The sequence below is a fragment of the Nocardioides sp. HB32 genome, assembly GCF_054058995.1.
In genome coordinates this window covers 2,073,632-2,094,311 of the sequence record NZ_JBSSBS010000001.1, presented here as the reverse complement: position 1 = coordinate 2,094,311, position 20,680 = coordinate 2,073,632, and the positions used below count along the sequence as shown (strand labels likewise).

The window sequence follows — 20,680 nt, the reverse complement described above, 5'->3', positions numbered from 1 at the left end:
TCGACAATGGGCCGGTGAGTCAGCGGACTGTGGCGATCCTCGCCTTCGACGACATGGAGGTGCTCGACTTCGCCGGGCCCTACGAGGTGTTCAACGTGGCCGGCGAGCTCGGGGACGGCCATCCGTTCTCGGTGTTCTCCGTCGGCCTCACCGGCGCCCCGGCCGTCGGCCGAGGCGGGTTCACCGTGCAGCCGACGTACTCCCTCGACGACGCCCCGCCGCCGGACCTGCTGGTGATCCCCGGCGGCGCCGGCACCCGGCCGCTGACCAAGGACGACCGGCTGCTCGACTGGATCCGGGAGCGCGCCGCCGAGGTCGAGCTGCTGATGTCGGTCTGCACCGGTGCGCTGGTGCTCGGCGCTGCCGGGCTGCTCGAGCGGAAGCCGGCCACCACCCACCACGACGCGTACGACGAGCTCGAGGCCATCTCGCCGACGACCAAGGTCGTGCGCGGGCAGCGCTTCGTCCGCAGCAGCGAGACGACCCTGACCTCGGCCGGCGTGTCGGCCGGCGTCGACCTCGCACTGCACGTCGTGCAGCTGCTCGCCGGACAGCAGACGAGGGAGCGCGCGGTCACCGAGATGGAGTGGATGTGGCAGTCGTGAGGTCTCGATACGCTCGCTGACGCTCGCTACTCGACCAACGACAGGCCGCCCTCGCGGACGCTCGCTACTCGACCAACGACAGGCCGCCCTCGCGGACGCTCGCTACTCGACCAACGACAGGCCGCCCTCGCGGACGCTCGCTACTCGACCAACGACAGGCCGCGCTCGCTGCCCGAACATCGGATCGTTGGTCGAGTAGCCGTCGCGAGGGACGAGCGACGGCGTATCGAGACCATCAGCAGACCGACGTGTTGGCACCTCTCGCCGTAGGACGCCCCGACGCGCCTCAGTAGCGTGCCCCCATGACTGAAGGACCGCTCTCCGACCTGGTCGTCCTGGACCTGACCCGGGCGCTCGCCGGACCGCACGCCGCGATGATGCTCGGCGACATGGGGGCGCGGGTCATCAAGGTCGAGCCGCCGACCGGCGACGACACCCGCTCCTGGGGGCCGCCGTTCATCGGCGAGGAGGACGAGCGCGAGTCGACGTATTTCCTCTCGGCCAACCGCAACAAGGAGTCGCTCGTCCTCGACCTCAAGGACGAGGACGACAAGGAGGTGCTCGCCAGGCTGGTCGCGCGCGCCGACGTGCTGATGGAGAACTACCGGGTCGGCGTCCTCGATCGGCTCGGCTTCCCCGTCTCCCGGCTGCACGAGCTCAACCCGGGGCTCATCGTCTTGTCGATCACGGGCTTCGGGCACGACGGACCGGAGGCGAAGCGAGCGGGCTACGACCAGATCGCCCAGGGCGAGGGCGGGCTGATGTCGATCACCGGCACCCAGCAGCCGACCAAGGTGGGTGTCCCGATCGCCGACCTGATCGCGGGGATGAACGGCGCCTTCGGCGTGCTCGCCGCCCTCCACGAGCGCGAACGCACCGGCCGCGGCCGCGTCGTACGTACGTCGCTGCTCGCCGGGATGATCGGCGTGCACGCGTTCCAGGGCACCCGATGGACCGTCGCCGGCGAGGTCCCGGGCCTCGCGGGCGACCACCACCCGTCGATCGCGCCGTACGGCATGTTCGCGACGAGCACCGCGCCGGTGCAGATCGCCTGCGGGTCCGAGAACCTCTGGCGCGCGCTGTGCGGCGCCTTCGGGTGGGACCCCGCCGAGCCGGACTTCGCGACCAACCCGCTGCGCGTGGCGAACCGCGACCGGCTGGTCGAGCGGATCGAGGCGCTGTTCGCCGACCGGCCCGCCGAGCACTGGCTCGCGCTGCTCGCGGAGGCGGGCGTGCCGTCCGGCAAGGTGCGGTCGATGGACGACGTCTACACCTGGGAGCAGACGCTCTCGCAGGGCCTCCTGCTCTCGGTCGAGCACGCGACCCAGGGCACCTTGAACCTGCCCGGCTCACCCGTGCGCTTCGACGACCAGCCGTTCTCCGGCGGGCGGTCGGAGCACCAGGCGCCCCCGACGCTGGGCCAGCACGACGAGTCGATCCGGGAGTGGCTCGATTCCTAGGCTGTAGCGGGACCTAGAAGGGGTACGGCGCCACGTCGGGCCGCATCGTCAACCACTGGATCTCGGTGAAGGACTCGAGGTTCGCCTGCGCGCCACCGATCCGGGAGCCGTTGCCGGAGGACTTAAAGCCGCCGAAGGGCGCCTGCGCCTCGTCGGACACGGTCTGCTCGTTGATGTGCACCTTGCCGGAGGTGACGCGGTCCGCGAGCCGCATGGCCTCGCCGACGTCGCCGAGGATGCCGACCGAGAGCGCGTAGTCCGTGCCGTCCACGAGCTCGACGGCCTCGTCCAGGGTCGAGAAGCTCACGACCGGCGCGACGGGGCCGAAGATCTCCTCGGTCCAGGCCGGGTTGTCGAGCGCCACGTCGGCCAGCACGGTGGGCTGGTAGAACGGCCCGTCGTTGGTGCCGCCGGCGAGCAGCCGGGCGCCGTGCTGGACGGCGTCCTGCACGATCGAGTCGACGCGCTTGAGCTGCTTCTCGTCGATGATCGGGCCGAGCGCGACCGTGCCGGACTTCGGATCGCCCACCGGCAGGTGCTGGGCCTTCTCGGCCAGCGCGGCGACGTACTCCTCGTAGAGCGACTCGTGCACGATGTGGCGGCCCGCGGTCATGCAGATCTGGCCCTGGTGCAGGAACGCGCCGAACGCGCCGGCGCTGGCGGCCTTCGCGACGTCGGTGCCGGGCAGGACCACGAGGGCGTTGTTGCCCCCGAGCTCGAGGTGGGCGCGCTTGAGCAGCCGGGACGCGCTCTCGCCGACCTTCCGGCCCGCGGCGGTCGAGCCGGTGAACGCGATGACGCCGACCTGGGGCGCCTCGACGACCGCGGCGCCGATCTCTCCGTCACCGGGGAGCAGCGCGAGCAGCCCGTCGGGCAGTCCGGCCTCCTGGAAGACCCGGACCACGACGACGCCGCCGCAGACCGCCGTGCGCGGGTCGGGCTTGAGCAGGACGGCGTTGCCGAGCGCGAGGGCCGGGGCGACCGCGCGGACGCTGAGGATGAGCGGGAAGTTGAACGGCGCGATCACGCTCACGACACCGACCGGCCGCCGGCGCGCGAACGACCAGCGGTCGTCGTTCGTCGCGAGGACGTCGCCGGCCGGGTGGGTCGGGAGTCCCGCCGCCTCGAAGCACTCGCTCGCGGCGACGTGGGTCTCGAGACCCGCCTTCGGCGGGATGCCGCCGGACTCGCGGACGATCCAGCCCTGGATCTCCTCGGCGTGCTGCTCGAAGAGGTCCCCGGCCCTGCGCAGCACCGCCGCACGCTCCTCGGGCCTGCGCGCCGCCCACTCCTTCTGGGCGTCCGCCGCGCGGCTGGCCGCCCGGCGTACGTCCTCGACGCTCGCCACGCCGTAGCTCCCGAGGGTCTCGCCGGTCGCCGGCTCGATGCTGGCGGCGGTCCCCCCGCCGCCGTCGGTCCACCCGTCGATGAAGAGCTTGCCGGTCCAGGTCTGCGGGTCGAGGAGCGTCATCCTCCGAGTGTGACCCGCGGTCGGCGGCTCCGGAAGCGCGTCTTCTGCTCAGCGGAACTCAGTCGCGGTTGGCGAGGTCGAGCAGCACGTCGGCGTGGCAGGGCAGCTCCGGCCGGCACCAGCAGGCGAGGTCCTTGCCGGCCAGTGCCCGGCGTACGTCGTCGGCGGTGTAGGGCAGCGCGCCCCCGAGCAGGTCGCGGCGGAACGCCTCGACCGACGCGCGGTGCGCCTCGACGGTGTGCTCGCCGATCGGGTGCGGGTTGCCCCAGCAGGTCGGGCGCGCCACGACGACGGCGTGCTCGGGCTTGCGCCAGCCCGCCGTCCGCCTCAGCTGGATGCGCTGCGGCACTGCTGCCTTCCTCTCCCCGGAACTTCCCGGGCACTGCTGTCGCTTCCCGGGCATTGCAACGCCCGCCAAGTGCCGGGATCCCCGGTGAGCCGGGGATCCCGCCCCCGCTCAGCCGAGGTCGACGATCGCGGCGACCGGGCCGCCGCCGTCCGGGCCCTGGTGGGCGGCGGAGACGGAGACGAAGACCGCCGGATCCCCGGTGACGGCCGCGGTGACACCGCCGACGCAGGCCTTGATCTGGCGGTGCCAGTGCACGTCGGAGTCGTCGAGCATCGCGTTGCGCCGGCCGCGGACCTCGCCGTCCTGCGACGCCTCGCACTTGAGGAACACGTTGACGAGCCGGCCGTCGAGGTCGGAGGTGCGCGGCCGCTCGGGCAGGTCGAGCCCGGCGGAGCGGATCGCCTCCCAGATGCCGTCCTGGTCGAGGGCGTCCTCCATCACGGAGTGCCCGATGCGGTACCGGCCGCCCACACCGGTCGCGTTGCCGACCACGACGACCTGGGCCTGGTCGAGCTCGACGCCGGAGGAGCAGGACGCGACCGAGGAGTACAGGGACCGGTCGTGCATGACGTCCGCGTCGGTCGGCATCTCGATCTCGCCCAGCGCGACCGCGATGCCGAGCGCCGTACAGCCGTTGGAGAGGTCCATCGACTCGTGGGTGTGCTCGGTCCACACCGCCTTGCCGCGCGACTTGGCGTCGCGGATGGTGTGGATAGTCAGCAGCGGCGTCTTGGTCTGGACGTAGTGCACGTCGGCCGGGTCGGTGATGCCGGCCCGCTCCATCGCGACCTTCACGGCGTCCGCGACCTTGGTGATCATCGGCGTGCGCCCGATGTCCTCGGGCAGCAGCTGCTCGCTCATCGCGAACCCGACGGTCAGCCGCGGGTCCTCGGTCGGCTCGGCGTCGGTGGTGGCGAAGATCGTGGCGTGCGGGCTGATCACGCCGTCCGTGCCGCCCGACCAGACGATCGGGACCTGCCTGACCTGGTCCGCGGGGGCGCCCTTGGCGACCAGGACCTCACGGAACGCCCGGTCGGCGATGATCCGCGTGTAGTCGTTCACGCCGCCGTTGCCCTCGGTCTTGCCGATGATCGCGATCACCCGGCCGGCCTCCATGACCCCGTCGTCGATGAGCTTCGCGAGCTCGCTGGCGTCGGCGACCGAGTGGATCGGGACCTTGCGTACTTCGATGGCGCTGGGCATGGGGTTCCTTCTCCTGGGGGTCAGTTCGGTACGACGACCGTGCCGGCGTCGCCCGTGATGGCTGAGGTGATGTGGTCGAGGTCGGTGATCACGGCCCGCGCGCCGCCCTGCTCGACGAACCGGCACGCGGCGTCGACCTTGGGGCCCATCGAGCCGCTGGCGAAGTGGCCCGCCGCGGCGTACTCCCGCATCTGCGCGACGGTGACCGTGCCGAGTGCCTCCGCGTCCGGCGTACCGAAGCGGAGGACGGCGTTCGGGACGTCGGTGCCGATCACGAGCACGTCGGCGTCGACGGTCCGCCCGAGCAGTGCCGCGCCGAGGTCCTTGTCGATGACCGCCTCGACCCCGCGCAGCGAGCCGTCGGGGTCCCGGACCGTGGGGATGCCGCCGCCGCCGTTCGCGACGACGACGAAGCCCGCCTCGACCAGCGCCCGGACGGCCGGCGCGTCCAGGATCTCGAGCGGCGCGGGCGAGGCGACGACGCGCCGCCAGCCCTTCTCACCGCGGTCCTCCCAGGTCTCGCCGTGCTCGACCAGCAGCGCCGCCTCGGCAGCCGGCAGGAACCGGCCGATCGGCTTGGTCGGGTGCGTGAACCCGGAGTCGTCCGCGTCCACGAGAGTGCGGGTCACGAGAGCGGCGGCCCGCCGGTCGACGCCGCGGTTGGCCATCGCCCCCTCGAGCGCGTTCATGAGCACGAAGCCGAGCGTCGCCTGGGTCTGCGCGCCGCACCAGTCCAGCGGGACCGGGGGGACGACCGCCGCGGCCAGCTCGTTCTTGACCAGGAGGTTGCCGACCTGGGGGCCGTTGCCGTGGGTGATCACCACCTCGACGTCCCGGCGCAGCAGCTCCGCAACCGCGGCCATCGCGACCTGCGCGGCGGAGATCTGGTCCTCCGGACGGGCCCGGCCGTCGGCGTTCGTCATGGCGTTGCCGCCGAGCGCGAGCAGGACCCTCATGCGACGAACCTAGTGACCGCGGGGGCGCCGGGCACCGTCGCCGCTCCACGAGTCCGAAGCGGTTTCGCTGGCAACTGTTGCCAGCGCTGGCGGGGTGGGGCCGGTGGGGGTCGCGCCGTCACCGTCGGAGGAGTCGGGGGGCCGGAGCCCGACAACTGTCCACGGGGCGACGCGGCGGGCCCGGTGTGCGTCCCCAGCCCCGCGGTTGGTGACCAAACCGCAGCATTTCCGGCGCCGGACGTGCGGTTGGTGACCAATCCGCGAACGCCGACACGCCGGGGCGGACGACCTAGCGACCGCCGGCGACCCGCAGCGTCGTGCCGGTGACGTACGACGCCTCGTCGCTCATCAGCCACGCGATCGCGTCCGCGACCTCGTGCGGCTCGCCGGCACGGCCGAGCGGGACCAACGGGCCGACCCGGTCGAGGCGGCCGGGCTCGCCGGCGTCGGCGTGGATGGTGGTGCGCACGATGCCGGGCGCGACGCCGACCACGCGGACGCCCTCGCCCGCGACCTCCTGGGCGAGCCCGACGGTCAGCGTGTCGACTCCGGCCTTCGCGGCGGCGTACTGGACGTACTCCCCCGGCGAGCCCAGCGTCGCCGCGCCCGAGCTGACGTTGACGAGCACGCCCCCGGAGCCGCCGTACGACGTGCCCATGGCGCGGACGGCGGCCCTGGCGACGTAGAGCGCCGAGGTGAGGTTGAGGTCGACGGTCGCGGCGATCACGTCGACGGGGGTCTCGGCGAGCGGTCCGATGTGCAGGGTGGCGCCGGCGTTGTTCACGACACCGGTGACGGCGCCCGCCTCCTCGAAGAGGCTGTCTACGGCCGACGGATCGGTGAGGTCCACGCGGACCACCTCGCAGTGGGCACCGGCGTCCTCGACGGCCAGCCGGGTCTCCTCGGCCGCCCGGTCGTCGCGGGCGTACCCGAGCACCAGGTCGTGCCCGTCACGCGCGAGACGGAGCGCGGTGGCGGCGCCGATGCCGCGGGTGCCTCCCGTGATCAGGGTCCTCATGCGAGCTCGAAGTCCTCGAAGTCGAAGCCGGGCGAGACCAGGCAGCTGACCAGGGCGTCGGCTGCGCGCGGGACCGTGCGCTGCCAGGTCCCGCCCGGCACCAGCGCCTGCGGGTGCCCGGCGTCGATCTCGACGACCGCGCCCGTCTCCGGCGTGCCACCCGCGCCGCCGAGCTCGAGCGTCACGGCGCCCCGGTGCGCGAGCCAGACCTCGTCGGAGGTCACCCGGTGCCACGCGGAAGAGTCCCCTGCCGGCAGCAGGAAGTGGATGAGCGTCGCGGCCGGCCGCGCCCGGCCGTCGGGCAGCGTGACGGTCTCGGGCGAGACCCAGGTCTGGCGGTACCACCCGCCCTCCGGGTGGGGCTCGTGGTCGAGCGCCTCGGCGAGAGCGGGGCGGGTCACGGTGCGACCCCGTGCAGCCGCGCGTGCAGCGCCCTGACCTCGGCCTCGAGCTCCCGCGCCGGCCCGTCCACGGGTACGCCGGGGGCGACGTCGTTCACGGCCAGCGGTCGCACGGGTCCGGGTGCCACGCCCCAGGCGGTCAGCCAGCCGACGAGCTGCTCGGTCGAGACGGCATACACGATCCGGCCGAGCCCGACCCACGCGTGGGCGGCCGAGCACATCGCGCAGTGCTCGCCGGACGTGTAGACGGTGCACGCGGCGCGGTCGGCGGCCGGGACGTTCTCGCCCGCCCAGCGGGCGATGTCGAACTCGGGGTGCCGGGTCTGGTCGCCGTCCTTGACCCGGTTGCGGTCGGCGTACAGGACCTCGCCGGCGCCCGAGACGAGCACCGAGCCGAACGGCTCGTCCCCGTTGTCGAGGGCCTCGCGGGCCAGGTCCACGCAGCGGCGCAGGTGCTGGAGGTCGGTCTCGCTCACGCTCACGCACCCGAGTCTCTCAGCCCGCGCGGCGCGGCGTGGCATGGTGGGGAGGTGCTCCGCGACACGCCGCCGTTCCGGGCCGACCACGTCGGCAGCCTGCTCCGCCCGCGGCACCTGCTGCGGGCCCGGGAGGACCACGCCGCCGGGACGATCGACGCCGACCGCCTCCGCGCGATCGAGGACGAGGCGATCGTCGAGGTCATCGAGCTGCAACGCGCGGCCGGGCTGCGGTCGGCGACCGACGGCGAGTTCCGCCGCGGGTCGTGGCACATGGACTTCATCTACAGCCTCGACGGCGTCAGCAAGGCCCAGGACAACCTCACCGTGCACTTCAAGAACGCCGCGGGCGAGATCGACTTCACCCCGGCAGCGCTGCGGGTCGACGGGAAGCTCGGCGTCTCCGAGACCATCTTCGGCGACGCGTTCACCTTCCTCCGCGACCACGTCGCCGAAGGCGTCACCCCGAAGCTCACGATCCCGTCCCCGAGCATGGTCCACTACCGCGGCGGCGCGGCGGCCATCGATCCGGCGGTCTACCCCGGCATCGAGGACTTCTGGATCGACCTGACCGCGGCGTACCGCGAGCAGGTGCGCCGCGTCCACGACCTCGGCTGCACCTACCTCCAGCTCGACGACACCTCTCTCGCGTACCTCAACGACCCGGAGCAGCGGCGCGCGATGGCCGACCGCGGCGAGGACTCCGAGCACCTCCACGAGGCCTACATCCGGCACCTCAACGAGGCGCTCGACGGTCGGCCCGAGGGGCTCACCGTCACCACGCACATGTGCCGCGGCAACTTCCGCGACTCGTGGGTCGCCGAGGGCGGCTACGACTTCGTCGCCGAGGCGCTGTTCACCCAGCTCGGCGTCGACGGCTTCTTCCTCGAGTACGACGACGAGCGGTCCGGCTCGTTCGAGCCGCTGCGGCACGTGCCCGCCGGCAAGCTCGTCGTGCTCGGCATCGTCACGACCAAGCACGGCGAGCTCGAGTCCAGGGACGTGCTCAGGCGCCGGCTCGACGAGGCCTCGCAGTACGTCGACCTCGAGCAGGTCTGCATCTCCCCGCAGTGCGGCTTCTCCTCGACGTCCGAGGGCAACTCCCTCAGCGTCGACCAGGAGAGGGCCAAGCTCGCCCTGCTGGTCGAGCTCGCGGACGAGGTCTGGGGCTGACCGCGGGCGGGGAGCGGTCGCTACGCTCGCCGCACACCCATCCGGCTCGGGACCGCTCAGGAGAGCTCGCAATGCAGACTGAAGTGCTCTACAGCCCCGCGTACGCCGCCGCCAAGCTCACCCTCGCCCAGGGCGAGACCGTGCGTGCCGAGGCCGGCGCGATGCTCGCCATGTCCCCCGGCATCACCCTCGAGACGTCCACGCAAGGTGGGCTCCTCAAGGGCCTGAAGCGCTCCGTGCTCGGGGGCGAGTCGTTCTTCATGAACACCTTCACCGCCCAGGTCGACGGCGCTGAGCTGTTCGTCGCGCCCTCCCTACCCGGCGACATGGTCGCGTGGCCGCACCAGGGCACGCTCTACGTGCAGTCGGGCTCGTTCGTCGCGAGCTCCGCCGGCGTCCAGGTCGACACCGACTGGGGCGGGGCCAAGACGTTCTTCTCCCGCGAGGGCCTGTTCATGCTGCGGGTCTCCGGCCAGGGCGAGCTGGTGCTCTCGAGCTACGGCGCGATCCACGCCGTCGACCTGCAGGCCGGCCAGACCTACACGGTCGACACCGGCCACATGGTCGCGTGGACCGAGGGCATCCAGTACGCCGTGCGCAAGGTCGGCGGCTGGAAGTCCACCTTCTTCTCCGGCGAGGGCCTGGTCTGCGACCTCACCGGACCCGGCCGGATCTATCTCCAGACGCGCAGCCAGGACGCGTTCCTCGACTGGCTGATCCCGCGACTGCCCACGCAGAACAACAGCTGACCGGCCGACGTTCCGGTCAGCCGGACGTCAGCACCAGCTTCACGTCGTCGTCGTTCGTCAGCGTGAGGGTGCCACCGTCCAGTGATGCGTCCATGCCGTCGGTGAAGACGCCGGCCAGCCACTGGTCCTGGTCGGCCAGGTCCGAGGTGGGGCACGCCATCGTCGTGGACGCGGCCGGAGCGGTCCACTTCAGCACGCCGTCGACGACGTCGTACCTGCCGGTCTGGGTGTTGCAGCCGGCCTTGACCGCCATCGTCTGGTCCTGGAAGGACAGCGTGAGCGTCGTGCCCTCCACGAGGTCGTGACCACTCACGTCGGTCGAGGAGTACGTCGAGGCCTCGAGGTCGGACGTGTCCGGCGCAGCGGCACCGTCCTGGTCGTCAGAGCCACAGGCAGTCAGCAGCGTGAGGGCGACGAGGCCCAGCAGCATGCGCATTCGGATCAGCTCCCCGAGAAGGTCGTCCTCCCACCTGACCACGAGATCGGCCCGGCGGCAAGCCGCGCCGATGGCGCTGCTCAGAACTGCACGGGGTCCCGGACGATCGGGCAGGTCATGCAGTGGCCGCCCCCGCGGCCCCGGCCCAGCTCGGCGCCGACGATCGTGATCACCTCGACGCCGGCCTTGCGCAGCAGCGTGTTCGTCAGCGTGTTGCGGTCGTAGGTGAACACCACGCCCGGCTCCACGGCCACGGCGTTGTTGCCGCTGTCCCACTGCTGCCGCTCGGACTGGTAGACGTCGCCGCCGGTGTCGATGACCCGGATCGACGGCAGCCCGAGCTCGCGGGCCACCACGTCGACGAACGGCGTCGTCCCCTCGTCGCGGACCTCCACGCCCGGCCCCGCGTCGGACGGCGTCAGCGTGAAGGTGTGCACCGCGTCCATGATCGTCGGGTAGAGCGTGACGATGTCGCGGTCCACGAACGTGAAGACGGTGTCGAGGTGCATCGCCGCCCGCAGCTTGGGCATGCCGGCGACGACCACACGGGTCGCCGCACCCTGCTCGAAGAGAGCCCGGGCGACCTGCGTGATCGCCTGCCGGGAGGTCCGCTCGCTCATGCCCACCAGCACCACGCCGTTCCCGACCGGCATCACGTCGCCGCCCTCGAACGTCGCCTGGCCCCACTCGACCTCGGGGTCGCCCCACCAGACGGTCGAGCCGACGTAGTCGGGGTGGAACTGGTAGATGGTCTTGTAGATGAGCGTCTCGTCCTTGCGGGCCGGCCAGTACAGCGGGTTCATCGTGAGGCCGCCGTACAGCCAGCAGGTCGTGTCCCGCGTGTAGAGCGTGTTGGGCAGCGGCGGCATCAGGTACTCCCGCGCGCCGGTCGACTCCCGCACGAGCGCGAGGTACGGCGTCCGGTGCTCGTCGGGGAGGTCCTGGGTCGCGAGCCCGCCGATCAAGGAACTCCGCCAGCTGGCGCGAGCCGAGCGACTCCAGGTAGGAGCTCGTCAGGTCGACCAGGCCCAGGCCGACCCGGTTCGCGACGATCTTGCGATCCAGCAGCCAGTCCCTGGCGCCCGGCACGTCCATCGTCTGGGCCAGCAGGTCGTGCAGCTCCACCACCTCGACGCCCCGCTGCGTGAGCTTGTTCACGAAGTCCGCGTGGTCGCGTTGGGCGTTCTCGACCCACATCACGTCGTCGAAGAGGAGCTCATCGTTGTTGGTCGGCGTCAGCCGGCGGTGGGCGAGCCCCGGCGCACACACGAGCACCTTGCGGAGCCGGCCCACCTCGGAGTGGACGCCGTACGTCGATGAGGTGCTCATGGATATTTCCTTCCTGTCATCGGTCTCAGATGGTGATGCGGCCGGTCCAGAGCCCGACCGCCCCGATCACGCCGCCGACCACGATGAGTGCGAACAGCCCGATCTCGGCCGGACTGAACAGCCGTCGCCCGTGCTCGCTGCGCGCCTTGACGAGAGCAGCGACGCCGGCGCGAGCAGCACGGTCATCAGCAGCACGAACTTCATGCCGGCCGCGTCGAAGAGGAAGACCGTGTACGCCGTCGCCGCGCCGGCGACGATCGTCTCCTTGCGCCTGACACGCCGGGTGACGCCCTCGTACGCCTCGCCGGTCAACCCGAGCTTGAGGGCGTACGCCGCCGCCAGCAGGTACGGCAGCAGCGCGAGGCTGGTGGACAGGTCGAGCATGAAGTTGAGCGCGTCGGTGACGAACAGCGTCAGCGCGAGCAGGCCCTGGACCGCGAGCGACATCACCACCAGCGCGGTGATCGGCGTGCCGCTCTCGTTCTCCTGGCCGAGGAACTCGGGGAAGTCGTCCTGCCGGGCCGGGATGTACATGACCTCGGCGGCCATCAGCGTCCACGCCAGGTAGGCCCCGAGCACCGACACGATCACCGCGAGGCTGATGAACCACTCGCCCCAGTCCCCGACCACGGACTGGAAGACGCCGACCATCGACGGCTGCCGGGTGTCGGCGAGCTCGGGCTGCGGGACGACGGAGTAGCTGGACAGCGTGACCAGCGCGAAGATCGAGAGCACGCTGAGGAAGCCCATCACCGTGGCCCGGCCGACGTCCTCGCGGCGCCTCGCGTAGCGGGAGTAGACGCTGGCGCCCTCGATCCCGATGAAGACGAACGTCGTGATCAGCATCGTGTTGCGGACCTGCTCGTTGAGGGAGCCGAGCTCGCCGTACCCGGTGGCGGTCCAGTTGTCGGCGAAGACGCCGGCGTCGAAGTTCACGAACAGCACGACGATGAAGACCAGGATCGGCAGGACCTTGAAGACCGTGACGATCCGGTTGATCACGGCGGCGTCGCGCACTCCCCGGGCGATCAGGTAGTGGAACGTCCAGACGCCCACGGTTCCCAGCGCCACGGCGAGCACGGTGTCGCCGTCGCCGAAGCTGTCGAAGAACGCGCCGAGCGTCGACCCGATGAACACCCAGTAGAAGGTGTTCCCGGCCACCGTGCTGGCCCAGAAGCCGATCGCGGAGTTGAAGCCGGCGTAGTCGCCGAAGCCGGCCTTGGCGTAGATGAAGACACCGGAGTCGAGCTCGGGCCTGCGGATCGCGAGGTTCTGGAAGACGAACGCCAGCATCAGCATGCCCGTGCCCGCGACCGCCCAGGCGATCAGCGAGCCGAGGATCCCGGTGGCGACGCCGAAGCGGGCCGGCAGCGAGAACACGCCTGCCCCCACCATGCCGCCGACCACCATCGCGGTCAGCGTCGTGACGCTCATCTTCGCGACGGCACCGGCGGGAGCCGTCGCCTCTTCGGTCCGGGTCATGCCTCCTCCTCCAGCCGGGTGGGCTCGGTCCGCTCGACCCGGAACCCGGTGAAGCCGTACAGCACGCTGAGCACAGGACGTGCGTGGCAGGAGACGGCGTGCGGCAGGTAGAGCAGCGTCGAGACGCCGATGAGGGCGGCAAGCGTCCCCAGCGGGATCAGCGCATCCGCGAGAGTCGGATCCCGCTCCAGCGCGGCCTCGGCATCCTTCATGGCGACAAGGAGGATGCTCCTCGAGGCGCCTGGCCGCCTCCCCCGAACCGGACTAGTCGAGCCCGTTCAGCTCGTCGACCACGGAGAGCAGGTCGCCGCGGTCGTAGTAGTCGACAGCGACGTAGTTCGGCAGCCGGCCGCGCTCCTGCTCGCACTCCTCGAGCCGCGGCAGGAGCACGTCGCGAGCGTTCACGAGCGCCGCGTTCTGCGGGACCCGTCCGTTCTCGTCGATCCAGTGGTTGACGAGGAACAGCGACGCGTCGGGGTCCCCTCGGTTGGACGCGCAGCTGAAGTCCGCCGGGCTCTTGAACAGGAACGGCGTGTCCTGGACGACGTCGAAGCCGGGGACGAGCCACGGCCAGCGTTCCCCGCCGCCGCGGTTCTCCATCAGCACCACCAGCCGGGTGCCGGCGTCGATCATCTGCCCCAGCGTCGGCCAGCTGCCGTCGGTCGCGGGTGTGTAGACGTACGGCTCGAGCCCGGCGGCCTCGACGACGCCAGCGGTGTCGGCCGGGGTGACCTCGTCCTGCACGAACAGCGTGACGACGTCCCGGGGGTGCCCGTCCAGCCAGGCCTTGATGTCGCGGAGGTTCTGCAACCAGGGCGTCGAGCCGAGCTCGCACATCGAGTGGCACAGGTACGGGCGCACCTCGCCGCGCGGCGCGAGCCCGGCGGCGCGGCGGAGCCGGAGCGCAGCCCGGACCGGCGTCGCGCCGAAGTCGGCCTTCGCCTGCTCGAACGCCTCCCGGCGCTGCTGGTCGGCGGTGGCGACGATGCCCCGGCGCTCCGTGGCCTGGCCGTACCAGCTGTCGACCAGCAGCACCCGGATCCCGTGGTCGAGCTGCGCGATGATCCCGTCCGGCTGCTCGGCGAAGAGCCATCCTCGCTCGGACGCCGCGGACATCGAGTTGTGCGTGGCGGCGTACGCGACCTCGTCGTACCCGCGGGCGCACAGCTCGACGTGGCCGTTGCAGGGCGGGGGCGAATCCTCCGGCGGCGGATCTCCCGAGCAGCCGGCGAGCAGCAGCACGCCGAGGAGCACGAGGGCCGCCGCGCGGGTCATGCCAGCAGCGCCTGCAGGGTCAGGGTGCCGACCGGCAGCCCGTGCTCGTCGTAGTAGTCGAACATCGCCGAGAGCCACGGGTGCGTGCGCGGGTCCGCGACCTTCTCGGCGGCGAAGCCGGCCTCGCCGGCGAGCCGGCGCACCGTCGCGTGCCGGCTGGCCAGCTCGTACGTCGCACCGGCGTGGCCGTCCTCGAGCAGCACGCGCGCCGCCGCAGCGCCGAGGTCGGCCAGGTGCAGGAAGCCGAACGGCGCGTCCACGTCGTACGGCACCCGGACCACCGGCCCGGAGAGGTCGAGGTTCTGCAGGTAGGCGCCCGGCTGGAGGATCGTCCAGGCGAGCCCCGAGCGCCGGACCAGGTCCTCCGAGACGGCCTTGCCGACGTGGTGCGGCATCGCGGGGACGTACGGCGACGCGACCGAGTGGTAGACGACCCGCTCGACGCCCGCCGCGGTCAGCGCCGCGAGCGCGTCCCCGACGTACGTCGGCTCGTCGGGATGCAGGTTCGGCGCGATCAGGTACGCGGTGTCGCAGCCCGCCAGCGCGCCGGGAAGGTCGTCCCAGTCGGCGCGGCCCAGCGGTATGGCGTCCGGGAGCGCGGCGGTGACCGCGCGGCCTGTCTTGCCGTGGCCTCCGACCACCGCGACTCGGGTCATGGGCCGAGCCTAGGGCGCCGGAGTCTGCTCCTCCTCGTCGAAGCGCGGGTCGGCCAGGAAGTACTGGGCGATCCGGCCGGGCGGCTTCTTCGGCTCCGGCCGCGGCACCGGCACCATCCGTCCCTCGACGGTGTCCCAGAAGGAGTCCGCCGTGTGCATCACCTTCCGAGCGACCAGGCCGAGGAGCCCGGTGTGCGGGGTGTAGGGGTGCGGACGGCTCGGGGCGACCAGCTCGGCGTGGTACAGCCGCTGCGTCAGCCGGTCGAGCTCCTCGTCGGCGAGCACCGCGGTGAGCCGGACGCCGAGCGCCTGCTCCTGGCGGTGGTGGTCGGCGAGCGCCGTGTCGACGTCCGACCACACCCGGGGCCAGGCGAACGAGGTCTCGTACACCGAGCCGTACTCGTGCGCCTTCACGTGCGCGAGCACGATCTCCAGCTCCTTCACGGTGCGGACGTAGTCGTGCACGACCGTGGAGCCGTCCGGCACCTGCTTGCGGACCGGCGGGAGCAGCACCGCGTCGACGGCGTGCAGGTGCTTGCTGGTGGTGGCGAGGAAGGCGTCGATCCGCTCGTAGCCGTCCCGGGGACGACTGGCCGGCGCCTCCATCGCCCGCGCGGCCTCGAGCCGCTCCGCCATCCGCGAGTGCGTGTGCTGGAGGGAACTGCGAAGGACATCGGTCGTGCCCATCGTCATCACCAACTTCCGGGCGCCGTACTCCTCATGGTGCGCCCGGAACATGAGACCGGCAAGGGCGCCCGTGATCGGGCAGATCGTGCTGAGCGAGGTGCGCGGATCAGCCGAGGTCGAGTGCCGTCGGGTGCCGGGGCTCGTACAGTCCGACCTCGCTGCCACCGGGCAGCCGGAACCTGGTGAGCCGTCCCCAGCGCTCGTCGGTGACGTCGGCCGTCAGCTGGACGCCGCGGGCGCCGAGCTCCGCGACGGTGGCCTCGAGGTCGTCGCACATGAGATAGAGCTCGTGCCCGGTCGGACCGTCGGACGGGTGCACCGCGAGCTCGGCCGGCAGCAGCCGGAAGATCAGCCAGTCGTGGCCGGCATCCACGTACGGCCAGTCGAGGACGTCGCGGAAGAAGGCCCGGTCCGCCGCGGGGTCGCGGCTGAAGAGGATGACGTGGCTGCCGGTGATCACGCGATCACCCCTGCCGCGGCGGCGCGGCCGGCATGAACAGCTCCCGGTCCGGCTTGAGGTCGAGCAGCGGGGTGCCGTCCTGGCAGTCCAGGCCGCGCACGACGAGGGTGCCGCCCTCGATGCGGTCCACGGTCACGATCGAGGTCGCGATCGGGTTCGGGCGCACCGGCGAGCGGAGCGCGAAGGTGCCCCGGGTGCTGCCGTCGTTCCGCGGGCTCTGCCGGACCAGGTCGCGGCGTGAGAGGTGCAGCCAGTAGAGGACCTCGAGGCGTTCGTACCGGTCGATCCCGTCGAGCGCGGCGACCCAGGGCTCGAACACCTCGATCCGGCACTCGGGCCCGTCCGCGCGGCCCTGGCGCGGCGTCTCGAGCGTCGAGCTCCAGGGCGTGCGGATCGTGCCGATGAACACCAGGCCGGCGTCCGCGGCCACGGGTGGGTCGACCGCGACCTCGGCATCGCGGAGCTCGTCCTCGCGGGGCACCGACCCCACCTCCTCAGACCAGGTCGACGGCTGCGTACGCCGCGCCCTCGGCGAGCCGAGCGTAGCCCGGGCCGCGGTCGAAGAACGCCTCGCTCGGCTCCGGGCGGCTCGCGCGCTCGGCGACGGTCGCCGCGTCGTCGTACGACAGGGAGCCGTCCTCGAGGGAGCCGCTGAGCACCACGCCGTACGACGCCAGCGCGGCCTCCGGGGAGACCTTGCGCCACACGACGTCGCGGACGACGAGGGCGGGGTCGCGCTGGAGCGGGTCGCCCCAACCGCCGCCGCCGGTGGTCCGGATCCGGATCACCTCGCCCGCCGCGACCGGCTCGGCGTCGGCGAGGGCGTCGACCTCGCGCTCGTGCGGGCCGCCGGGGTCGATGACGACCTCGAACGGCTTGCCGGCGAGGCCGCCCCTGACCCCCCAACACGCCAGGATCGACCGGTCCGCGATCGACATGAAGTGACCGTCCTTGAGCATCCGGATGTGCTTCTCGTAGCCGAGACCCCCGCGGAACCGGCCCGCTCCCCCGCTGTCCGTCGCCAGCGACAGCGACTCGACGCGGAACGGGAAGCGCGCCTCGGTGAACTCGGTCGGCAGGTTCCGGGAGTCCGGCACCACGTGGATCGTGTCCTCGCCGTCGGCGTAGTAGCGGCCGCCGGAGCCGCCGCCCAGCACCTCGCGCATCAGGTACGGCCGGCCCTCGAGGTCCTCGCCGTACACGCCGGTGTAGCGGATCGTCTCCTGGTCGGCGGGCATCTTGCCGTCGACCGCCTTGGCGACGACGCCCGCGAGGACGCCGAGCAGCCGGAGGATCACGAAGGTGCGCGCGTTCGTCGGTGCCGGGAACACCGGCGTCAGCAGGGTCCCGGGCTCCGGGAAGCGCATCTCGATGAGCGGCACGATGCCCTCGTTGACGTCGAGCTCCGCCATCCGCTCGGGGGTGTCGGCGAGGTTGCGCAGGATCGGCGCGAGCCACTTCTTGAGGAACACGCCGTCGCTGTAGTCGCCGCAGTGGTTGATCGGGCCCTTCGCCTGCGGGCTGGTGCCGTCGAAGTCGAGGACCAGCCGCTCGCCCTCGGGGTCGTCGGCGGGCGTCCGGGTCAGCGTGACCCGCTGGGTGTGCAGCATCGGCTCGTCGACGCCGTCGTGCTCGGCGTAGTCCTCCCAGACCCAGGTGCCGACCGGGATCTTGCCGAGGATCTCGCGCCGGTAGGTCTCGGTGGTCCGGCTGATGATCGCGTCGAAGCAGGCCTCGACGGTCTCCACGCCGTACCGGTCGAAGAGCTCGCCGAGCCGGCGGGCGCCCATCAGGCAGGCCGAGCACTCGGCGTCCAGGTCGGCGGCGAGCGACTCGGGCATCCGCGAGTTGCGGGTCATGATGCTGAGCGCCGCACGGTTCGGCACGCCGGCGTCCCAGAGCCGGATCGGGGGGACCATCAGGCCCTCCTCGAAGACGCTAGTGGCGTTGGAGGGCATCGAGCCCGGTACGGCGCCGCCGATGTCGTCGTGGTGGCCGAAGGCCTGGACGAACGCGACGACCCTGCCGTCGCTGAAGACCGGCACCGTGACGCAGAGGTCCGGCAGGTGACCGATGCCTCCCTCGGAGCGGTAGACGTCGTTGTGGAAGAAGACGTCGCCCTCCTGCATCTCCGCGATCGGGAAGTCCCGGGCGACCGGGTGCACGAGCGCGGAGTACGACCGGCCGGTGAGCTTGCGCAGCAGCCGGTCGTGGATGCCGGCGCGGAAGTCGTGCGCGTCCCGGATCATCGGGCTGCGGCTGGTGCGCCCGATGGCGGTCTCGACCTCCATCTCGACCGAGGCCAGCGAGCCCTGCACGATCTCGACCAGCACCGGGTCCGCGCTCGCGCCGGCGTCGTCGGTCAGGTGGCCGAACGGGAACTGGGTGGGGGCGCGGCGGCTCATCGGTCGCTCCTCGTCACGATGATGTTCAGGTACTCGTCGATGCGGGCGGTGAGCCCCGGGTGGAGCGGAACGGTCGAGCCGAACTCCTCGACGATCGCCGGCCCCTCGACGATGCTGCCGGGGGCGAGGTCGGGGCGCCACAGCACGGGCGTGTCGACGTACCCCTGACCGGCGTCGAAGCAGACCTGCCTGACCGGGTCGTCCGCCTCTCGGCTGCCTATAGGCGAGCCTGGGGCGGACGACCCGACTCGCTTGATCTCGGGCCGGCGGATCGGGCCGATGCCGGACACGCGGAGGTTCACCCACTCGACCTGCTGGGAGTCGTCCGCGGAGAAGTCGTAGCCGTACAGCGCCCGGTGCTCGGCGTGGAACGCCTCGGCGACCGCGCCCGGGTCGAGGACGCCGGTCCCGACCGGCACCCGCACCTCGAACGCCTGACCGAAGTAGCGCAGGTCGGCGGTGCGGACGAACCGGTGCTCGGTGGGCTCGAAGCCCTCCTTGGCGAGGGCCTCGGCCGCCTGCGCGGTCAGCGCGTCGTAGATGCCGGTGACCGTGGCCGGGTCCAGGTGCTCCGCCAGCGTCACGTGGGTCTGCACGTAGTCGTTCTTGACGTCGACGGTGAGCAGGCCGAACGCAGAGACGTTGCCGGGGTTGGGCGGCACCAGCACCGTCGACAGCCCGAGCACGTCCATCAGCCGGCACAGCAGCAGCGAACCGGAGCCGCCGAACGTCGTGAGCGTGAAGTCGCGGACGTCGAGGCCGCGCTTGACGGTGACCTGGCGCAGCGCGTTCGCCTGGTTCCACGCGGAGATCTCCAGGATGCCGGTGGCACAGGCCTCGGGGCTCAGCCCGAGCTTGGACGCGAGCTGCTCGATGCCGTCGCGGGCCGCGTCGACGTCGAGCGGGATCTCACCGCCGAGCAGGTGCGGGGGGATCCGGCCGAGGAAGACGTGGGCGTCGGTGATCGTGACCTCGGTGCCGCCCTTGCCGTAGCAGAGCGGGCCCGGGTCCGCGCCCGCCGACTGCGGGCCGACCTTGAGCGTGCCCTCGGGGCTCAGCCAGGCGATCGAGCCGCCGCCGGCGCCGACGGTGACCACGTCGATCATCGGGATCTTGGACGGGAACGCGCCGACCGACCCCTCCGTGGTGAGCGTCGGCTGGCCGTCGATCACGACGCTGACGTCGGTCGACGTACCGCCGCCGTCGGAGGTCAGCACCCGGTCGAAGCCGGCGACCTTCGCGATCAGCGCCGCGCCCAGGGCGCCCGCCGCCGGGCCGGAGAGCACGGTGGTGATCGGCTGGTGCACGACCTCGTCGGCCGACAGGACGCCGCCGTTGGACTTCATCACGTAGAACGGGATGACCCGGTCGTCGTACGACGTCAGCCGCGACTTGATGTTGTTGACGTACGCCGAGAGCCGCGGCTTGACCGCCGCGTCGACCAGCGTCGTCATCGCCCGCTCGTACTCGCGGTACTCGCGGAGCACCTCGCTGGACAGCGACACGACCGCGTCGGGGTGCTCCTCGGCGAGGATCGCGCGCATCCGGTCCTCGTGCACGGGGTTGGCGTAGGCGTGCAGGAAGCAGACGCCGAGGGTGCTGATGTCCTGTGCCCTGAACCAGCGCGCGACCGCCCGGGCGCCCGCCTCGTCGAAGGGACGCACCTCCTCGCCGTTCACGTCGAGGCGGCCCTCGACGCCCTGGACCCGGTCGCGCGGGACGATCCGTTCCGGCTTGACCCAGAAGTAGCTGTTGCCGTACCCGTCGGGCACCGACTGGCGGGCGATCTCGAGCATCGCCTCGTAGCCGGTGTTCGTGATGAACCCGAGCCGGTCGACCTTGCCCTCGAGCAGCTGGTTCGTCGCGACCGTGGTCCCGTGGCTGACCGCGTCGATGTCCGCGCCGGTCGCGCCGAGCAGCCCGAGCAGCCCGAGCACCTTGTCGATGCCGGCGAGGAAGCCGTCGGCCGGGTTGCCCGGCGTCGAGGGCGTCTTGGTGGTGACGAGCTCGCCCGAGTCCTCGTCGAAGGCGACGACGTCGGTGAACGTCCCGCCGGTGTCGATGCCGATCCGGATCCGCCGGGCCATGG

General features: G+C 71.9%; 21 protein-coding genes and 1 pseudogene. 4 read left to right on the top strand and 18 right to left on the bottom strand.

Annotated features, from left to right (window positions below; translation table 11 throughout):
• The first annotated feature begins 14 nt into the window (after positions 1 to 14).
• Both ACVW2K_RS10650 and ACVW2K_RS10645 read left to right on the top strand, forming a co-directional pair.
• A complete protein-coding gene (locus ACVW2K_RS10650) occupies positions 15 to 605 on the top strand; it encodes a DJ-1/PfpI family protein (protein ID WP_457202484.1) in 591 nt (196 codons plus the stop codon).
• Positions 606 to 907: 302 nt separating this feature from the next.
• A complete protein-coding gene (locus tag ACVW2K_RS10645) occupies positions 908 to 2,065 on the top strand; it encodes a CaiB/BaiF CoA transferase family protein (protein WP_457202483.1) in 1,158 nt (385 codons plus the stop codon).
• Positions 2,066 to 2,078: 13 nt separating this feature from the next.
• Here the strand turns inward: ACVW2K_RS10645 and ACVW2K_RS10640 are convergent, their stop codons facing one another.
• From ACVW2K_RS10640 to ACVW2K_RS10610, 7 genes are all read right to left on the bottom strand, one after another.
• A complete protein-coding gene (locus ACVW2K_RS10640; protein ID WP_457202482.1) occupies positions 2,079 to 3,536 on the bottom strand; it encodes a benzaldehyde dehydrogenase in 1,458 nt (485 codons plus the stop codon).
• A gap of 58 nt (positions 3,537 to 3,594) precedes the next feature.
• Positions 3,595 to 3,885, bottom strand: coding sequence for a DUF4326 domain-containing protein (locus tag ACVW2K_RS10635; RefSeq protein ID WP_028637108.1), 291 nt, complete (start codon positions 3,883 to 3,885; stop codon positions 3,595 to 3,597).
• Positions 3,886 to 3,993: 108 nt separating this feature from the next.
• A complete protein-coding gene (bar, locus tag ACVW2K_RS10630; protein ID WP_457202481.1) occupies positions 3,994 to 5,088 on the bottom strand; it encodes a barbiturase in 1,095 nt (364 codons plus the stop codon).
• A gap of 20 nt (positions 5,089 to 5,108) precedes the next feature.
• The gene (locus ACVW2K_RS10625; protein WP_457202480.1) at positions 5,109 to 6,044 is read right to left on the bottom strand and encodes a carbamate kinase; all 936 of its coding nucleotides are present in this window, start codon (positions 6,042 to 6,044) and stop codon (positions 5,109 to 5,111) included.
• 289 nt (positions 6,045 to 6,333) lie between these two features.
• Positions 6,334 to 7,062 carry an SDR family oxidoreductase gene (locus ACVW2K_RS10620; RefSeq protein WP_457202479.1) on the bottom strand — a complete coding sequence of 243 codons (729 nt, stop codon included), beginning with the start codon at positions 7,060 to 7,062 and terminating at the stop codon, positions 6,334 to 6,336.
• Positions 7,059 to 7,463, bottom strand: a complete 405-nt coding sequence (locus ACVW2K_RS10615) for a cupin domain-containing protein (protein WP_457202478.1) — start codon at positions 7,461 to 7,463, stop codon at positions 7,059 to 7,061. The genes ACVW2K_RS10620 and ACVW2K_RS10615 overlap by 4 nt, the downstream gene beginning before the upstream one ends.
• Entirely contained in the window at positions 7,460 to 7,945 is a 486-nt protein-coding gene (locus tag ACVW2K_RS10610) for a nucleoside deaminase (RefSeq protein WP_457202477.1), read from the bottom strand. Before ACVW2K_RS10610 ends, ACVW2K_RS10615 begins: the two co-directional genes overlap by 4 nt.
• Before the next feature lie 48 nt (positions 7,946 to 7,993).
• Between ACVW2K_RS10610 and ACVW2K_RS10605 the strand changes: the two genes are divergently transcribed.
• Complete coding sequence (locus tag ACVW2K_RS10605; protein WP_457202476.1) at positions 7,994 to 9,112, top strand: 5-methyltetrahydropteroyltriglutamate--homocysteine S-methyltransferase; 1,119 nt, start codon at positions 7,994 to 7,996, stop codon at positions 9,110 to 9,112.
• Positions 9,113 to 9,183: 71 nt separating this feature from the next.
• Positions 9,184 to 9,861, top strand: coding sequence for a TIGR00266 family protein (locus ACVW2K_RS10600; protein ID WP_028637115.1), 678 nt, complete (start codon positions 9,184 to 9,186; stop codon positions 9,859 to 9,861).
• A 16-nt stretch (positions 9,862 to 9,877) separates the two neighbouring features.
• On the opposite strand, the gene ACVW2K_RS10595 is transcribed toward ACVW2K_RS10600, so the two are convergent.
• The 11 genes and pseudogenes from ACVW2K_RS10595 to ACVW2K_RS10545 all read right to left on the bottom strand — a co-directional run bounded on the left by ACVW2K_RS10595 (position 9,878) and on the right by ACVW2K_RS10545 (position 20,678).
• Entirely contained in the window at positions 9,878 to 10,297 is a 420-nt protein-coding gene (locus ACVW2K_RS10595; RefSeq protein ID WP_457202475.1) for an META domain-containing protein, read from the bottom strand.
• Positions 10,298 to 10,377: 80 nt separating this feature from the next.
• A pseudogene (locus ACVW2K_RS10590) lies at positions 10,378 to 11,494 on the bottom strand (arginine deiminase).
• Positions 11,495 to 11,692: 198 nt separating this feature from the next.
• The gene (locus tag ACVW2K_RS10585) at positions 11,693 to 13,108 is read right to left on the bottom strand and encodes a basic amino acid/polyamine antiporter (protein WP_457202474.1); all 1,416 of its coding nucleotides are present in this window, start codon (positions 13,106 to 13,108) and stop codon (positions 11,693 to 11,695) included.
• On the bottom strand, positions 13,105 to 13,320 hold the full coding sequence (locus tag ACVW2K_RS10580; RefSeq protein WP_457202473.1) for a hypothetical protein: 216 nt from the start codon (positions 13,318 to 13,320) through the stop codon (positions 13,105 to 13,107). Before ACVW2K_RS10580 ends, ACVW2K_RS10585 begins: the two co-directional genes overlap by 4 nt.
• 52 nt (positions 13,321 to 13,372) lie before the next feature.
• Positions 13,373 to 14,383, bottom strand: a complete 1,011-nt coding sequence (locus ACVW2K_RS10575) for a hypothetical protein (RefSeq protein ID WP_457202472.1) — start codon at positions 14,381 to 14,383, stop codon at positions 13,373 to 13,375.
• A complete protein-coding gene (locus tag ACVW2K_RS10570; protein ID WP_457202471.1) occupies positions 14,380 to 15,039 on the bottom strand; it encodes an SDR family oxidoreductase in 660 nt (219 codons plus the stop codon). The genes ACVW2K_RS10575 and ACVW2K_RS10570 overlap by 4 nt, the downstream gene beginning before the upstream one ends.
• Before the next feature lie 9 nt (positions 15,040 to 15,048).
• Positions 15,049 to 15,726, bottom strand: a complete 678-nt coding sequence (locus tag ACVW2K_RS10565) for a hypothetical protein (RefSeq protein ID WP_457202470.1) — start codon at positions 15,724 to 15,726, stop codon at positions 15,049 to 15,051.
• 106 nt (positions 15,727 to 15,832) lie between these two features.
• Positions 15,833 to 16,186, bottom strand: a complete 354-nt coding sequence (locus ACVW2K_RS10560) for a VOC family protein (RefSeq protein WP_457202469.1) — start codon at positions 16,184 to 16,186, stop codon at positions 15,833 to 15,835.
• A 4-nt stretch (positions 16,187 to 16,190) separates the two neighbouring features.
• A complete protein-coding gene (gene tsaA / locus ACVW2K_RS10555; RefSeq protein WP_028637122.1) occupies positions 16,191 to 16,667 on the bottom strand; it encodes a tRNA (N6-threonylcarbamoyladenosine(37)-N6)-methyltransferase TrmO in 477 nt (158 codons plus the stop codon).
• A gap of 13 nt (positions 16,668 to 16,680) precedes the next feature.
• The gene (locus tag ACVW2K_RS10550) at positions 16,681 to 18,591 is read right to left on the bottom strand and encodes a hydantoinase B/oxoprolinase family protein (protein ID WP_457202468.1); all 1,911 of its coding nucleotides are present in this window, start codon (positions 18,589 to 18,591) and stop codon (positions 16,681 to 16,683) included.
• Positions 18,588 to 20,678, bottom strand: a complete 2,091-nt coding sequence (locus ACVW2K_RS10545) for a hydantoinase/oxoprolinase family protein (protein ID WP_457202467.1) — start codon at positions 20,676 to 20,678, stop codon at positions 18,588 to 18,590. The genes ACVW2K_RS10550 and ACVW2K_RS10545 overlap by 4 nt, the downstream gene beginning before the upstream one ends.
• Positions 20,679 to 20,680: the final 2 nt, after the last annotated feature.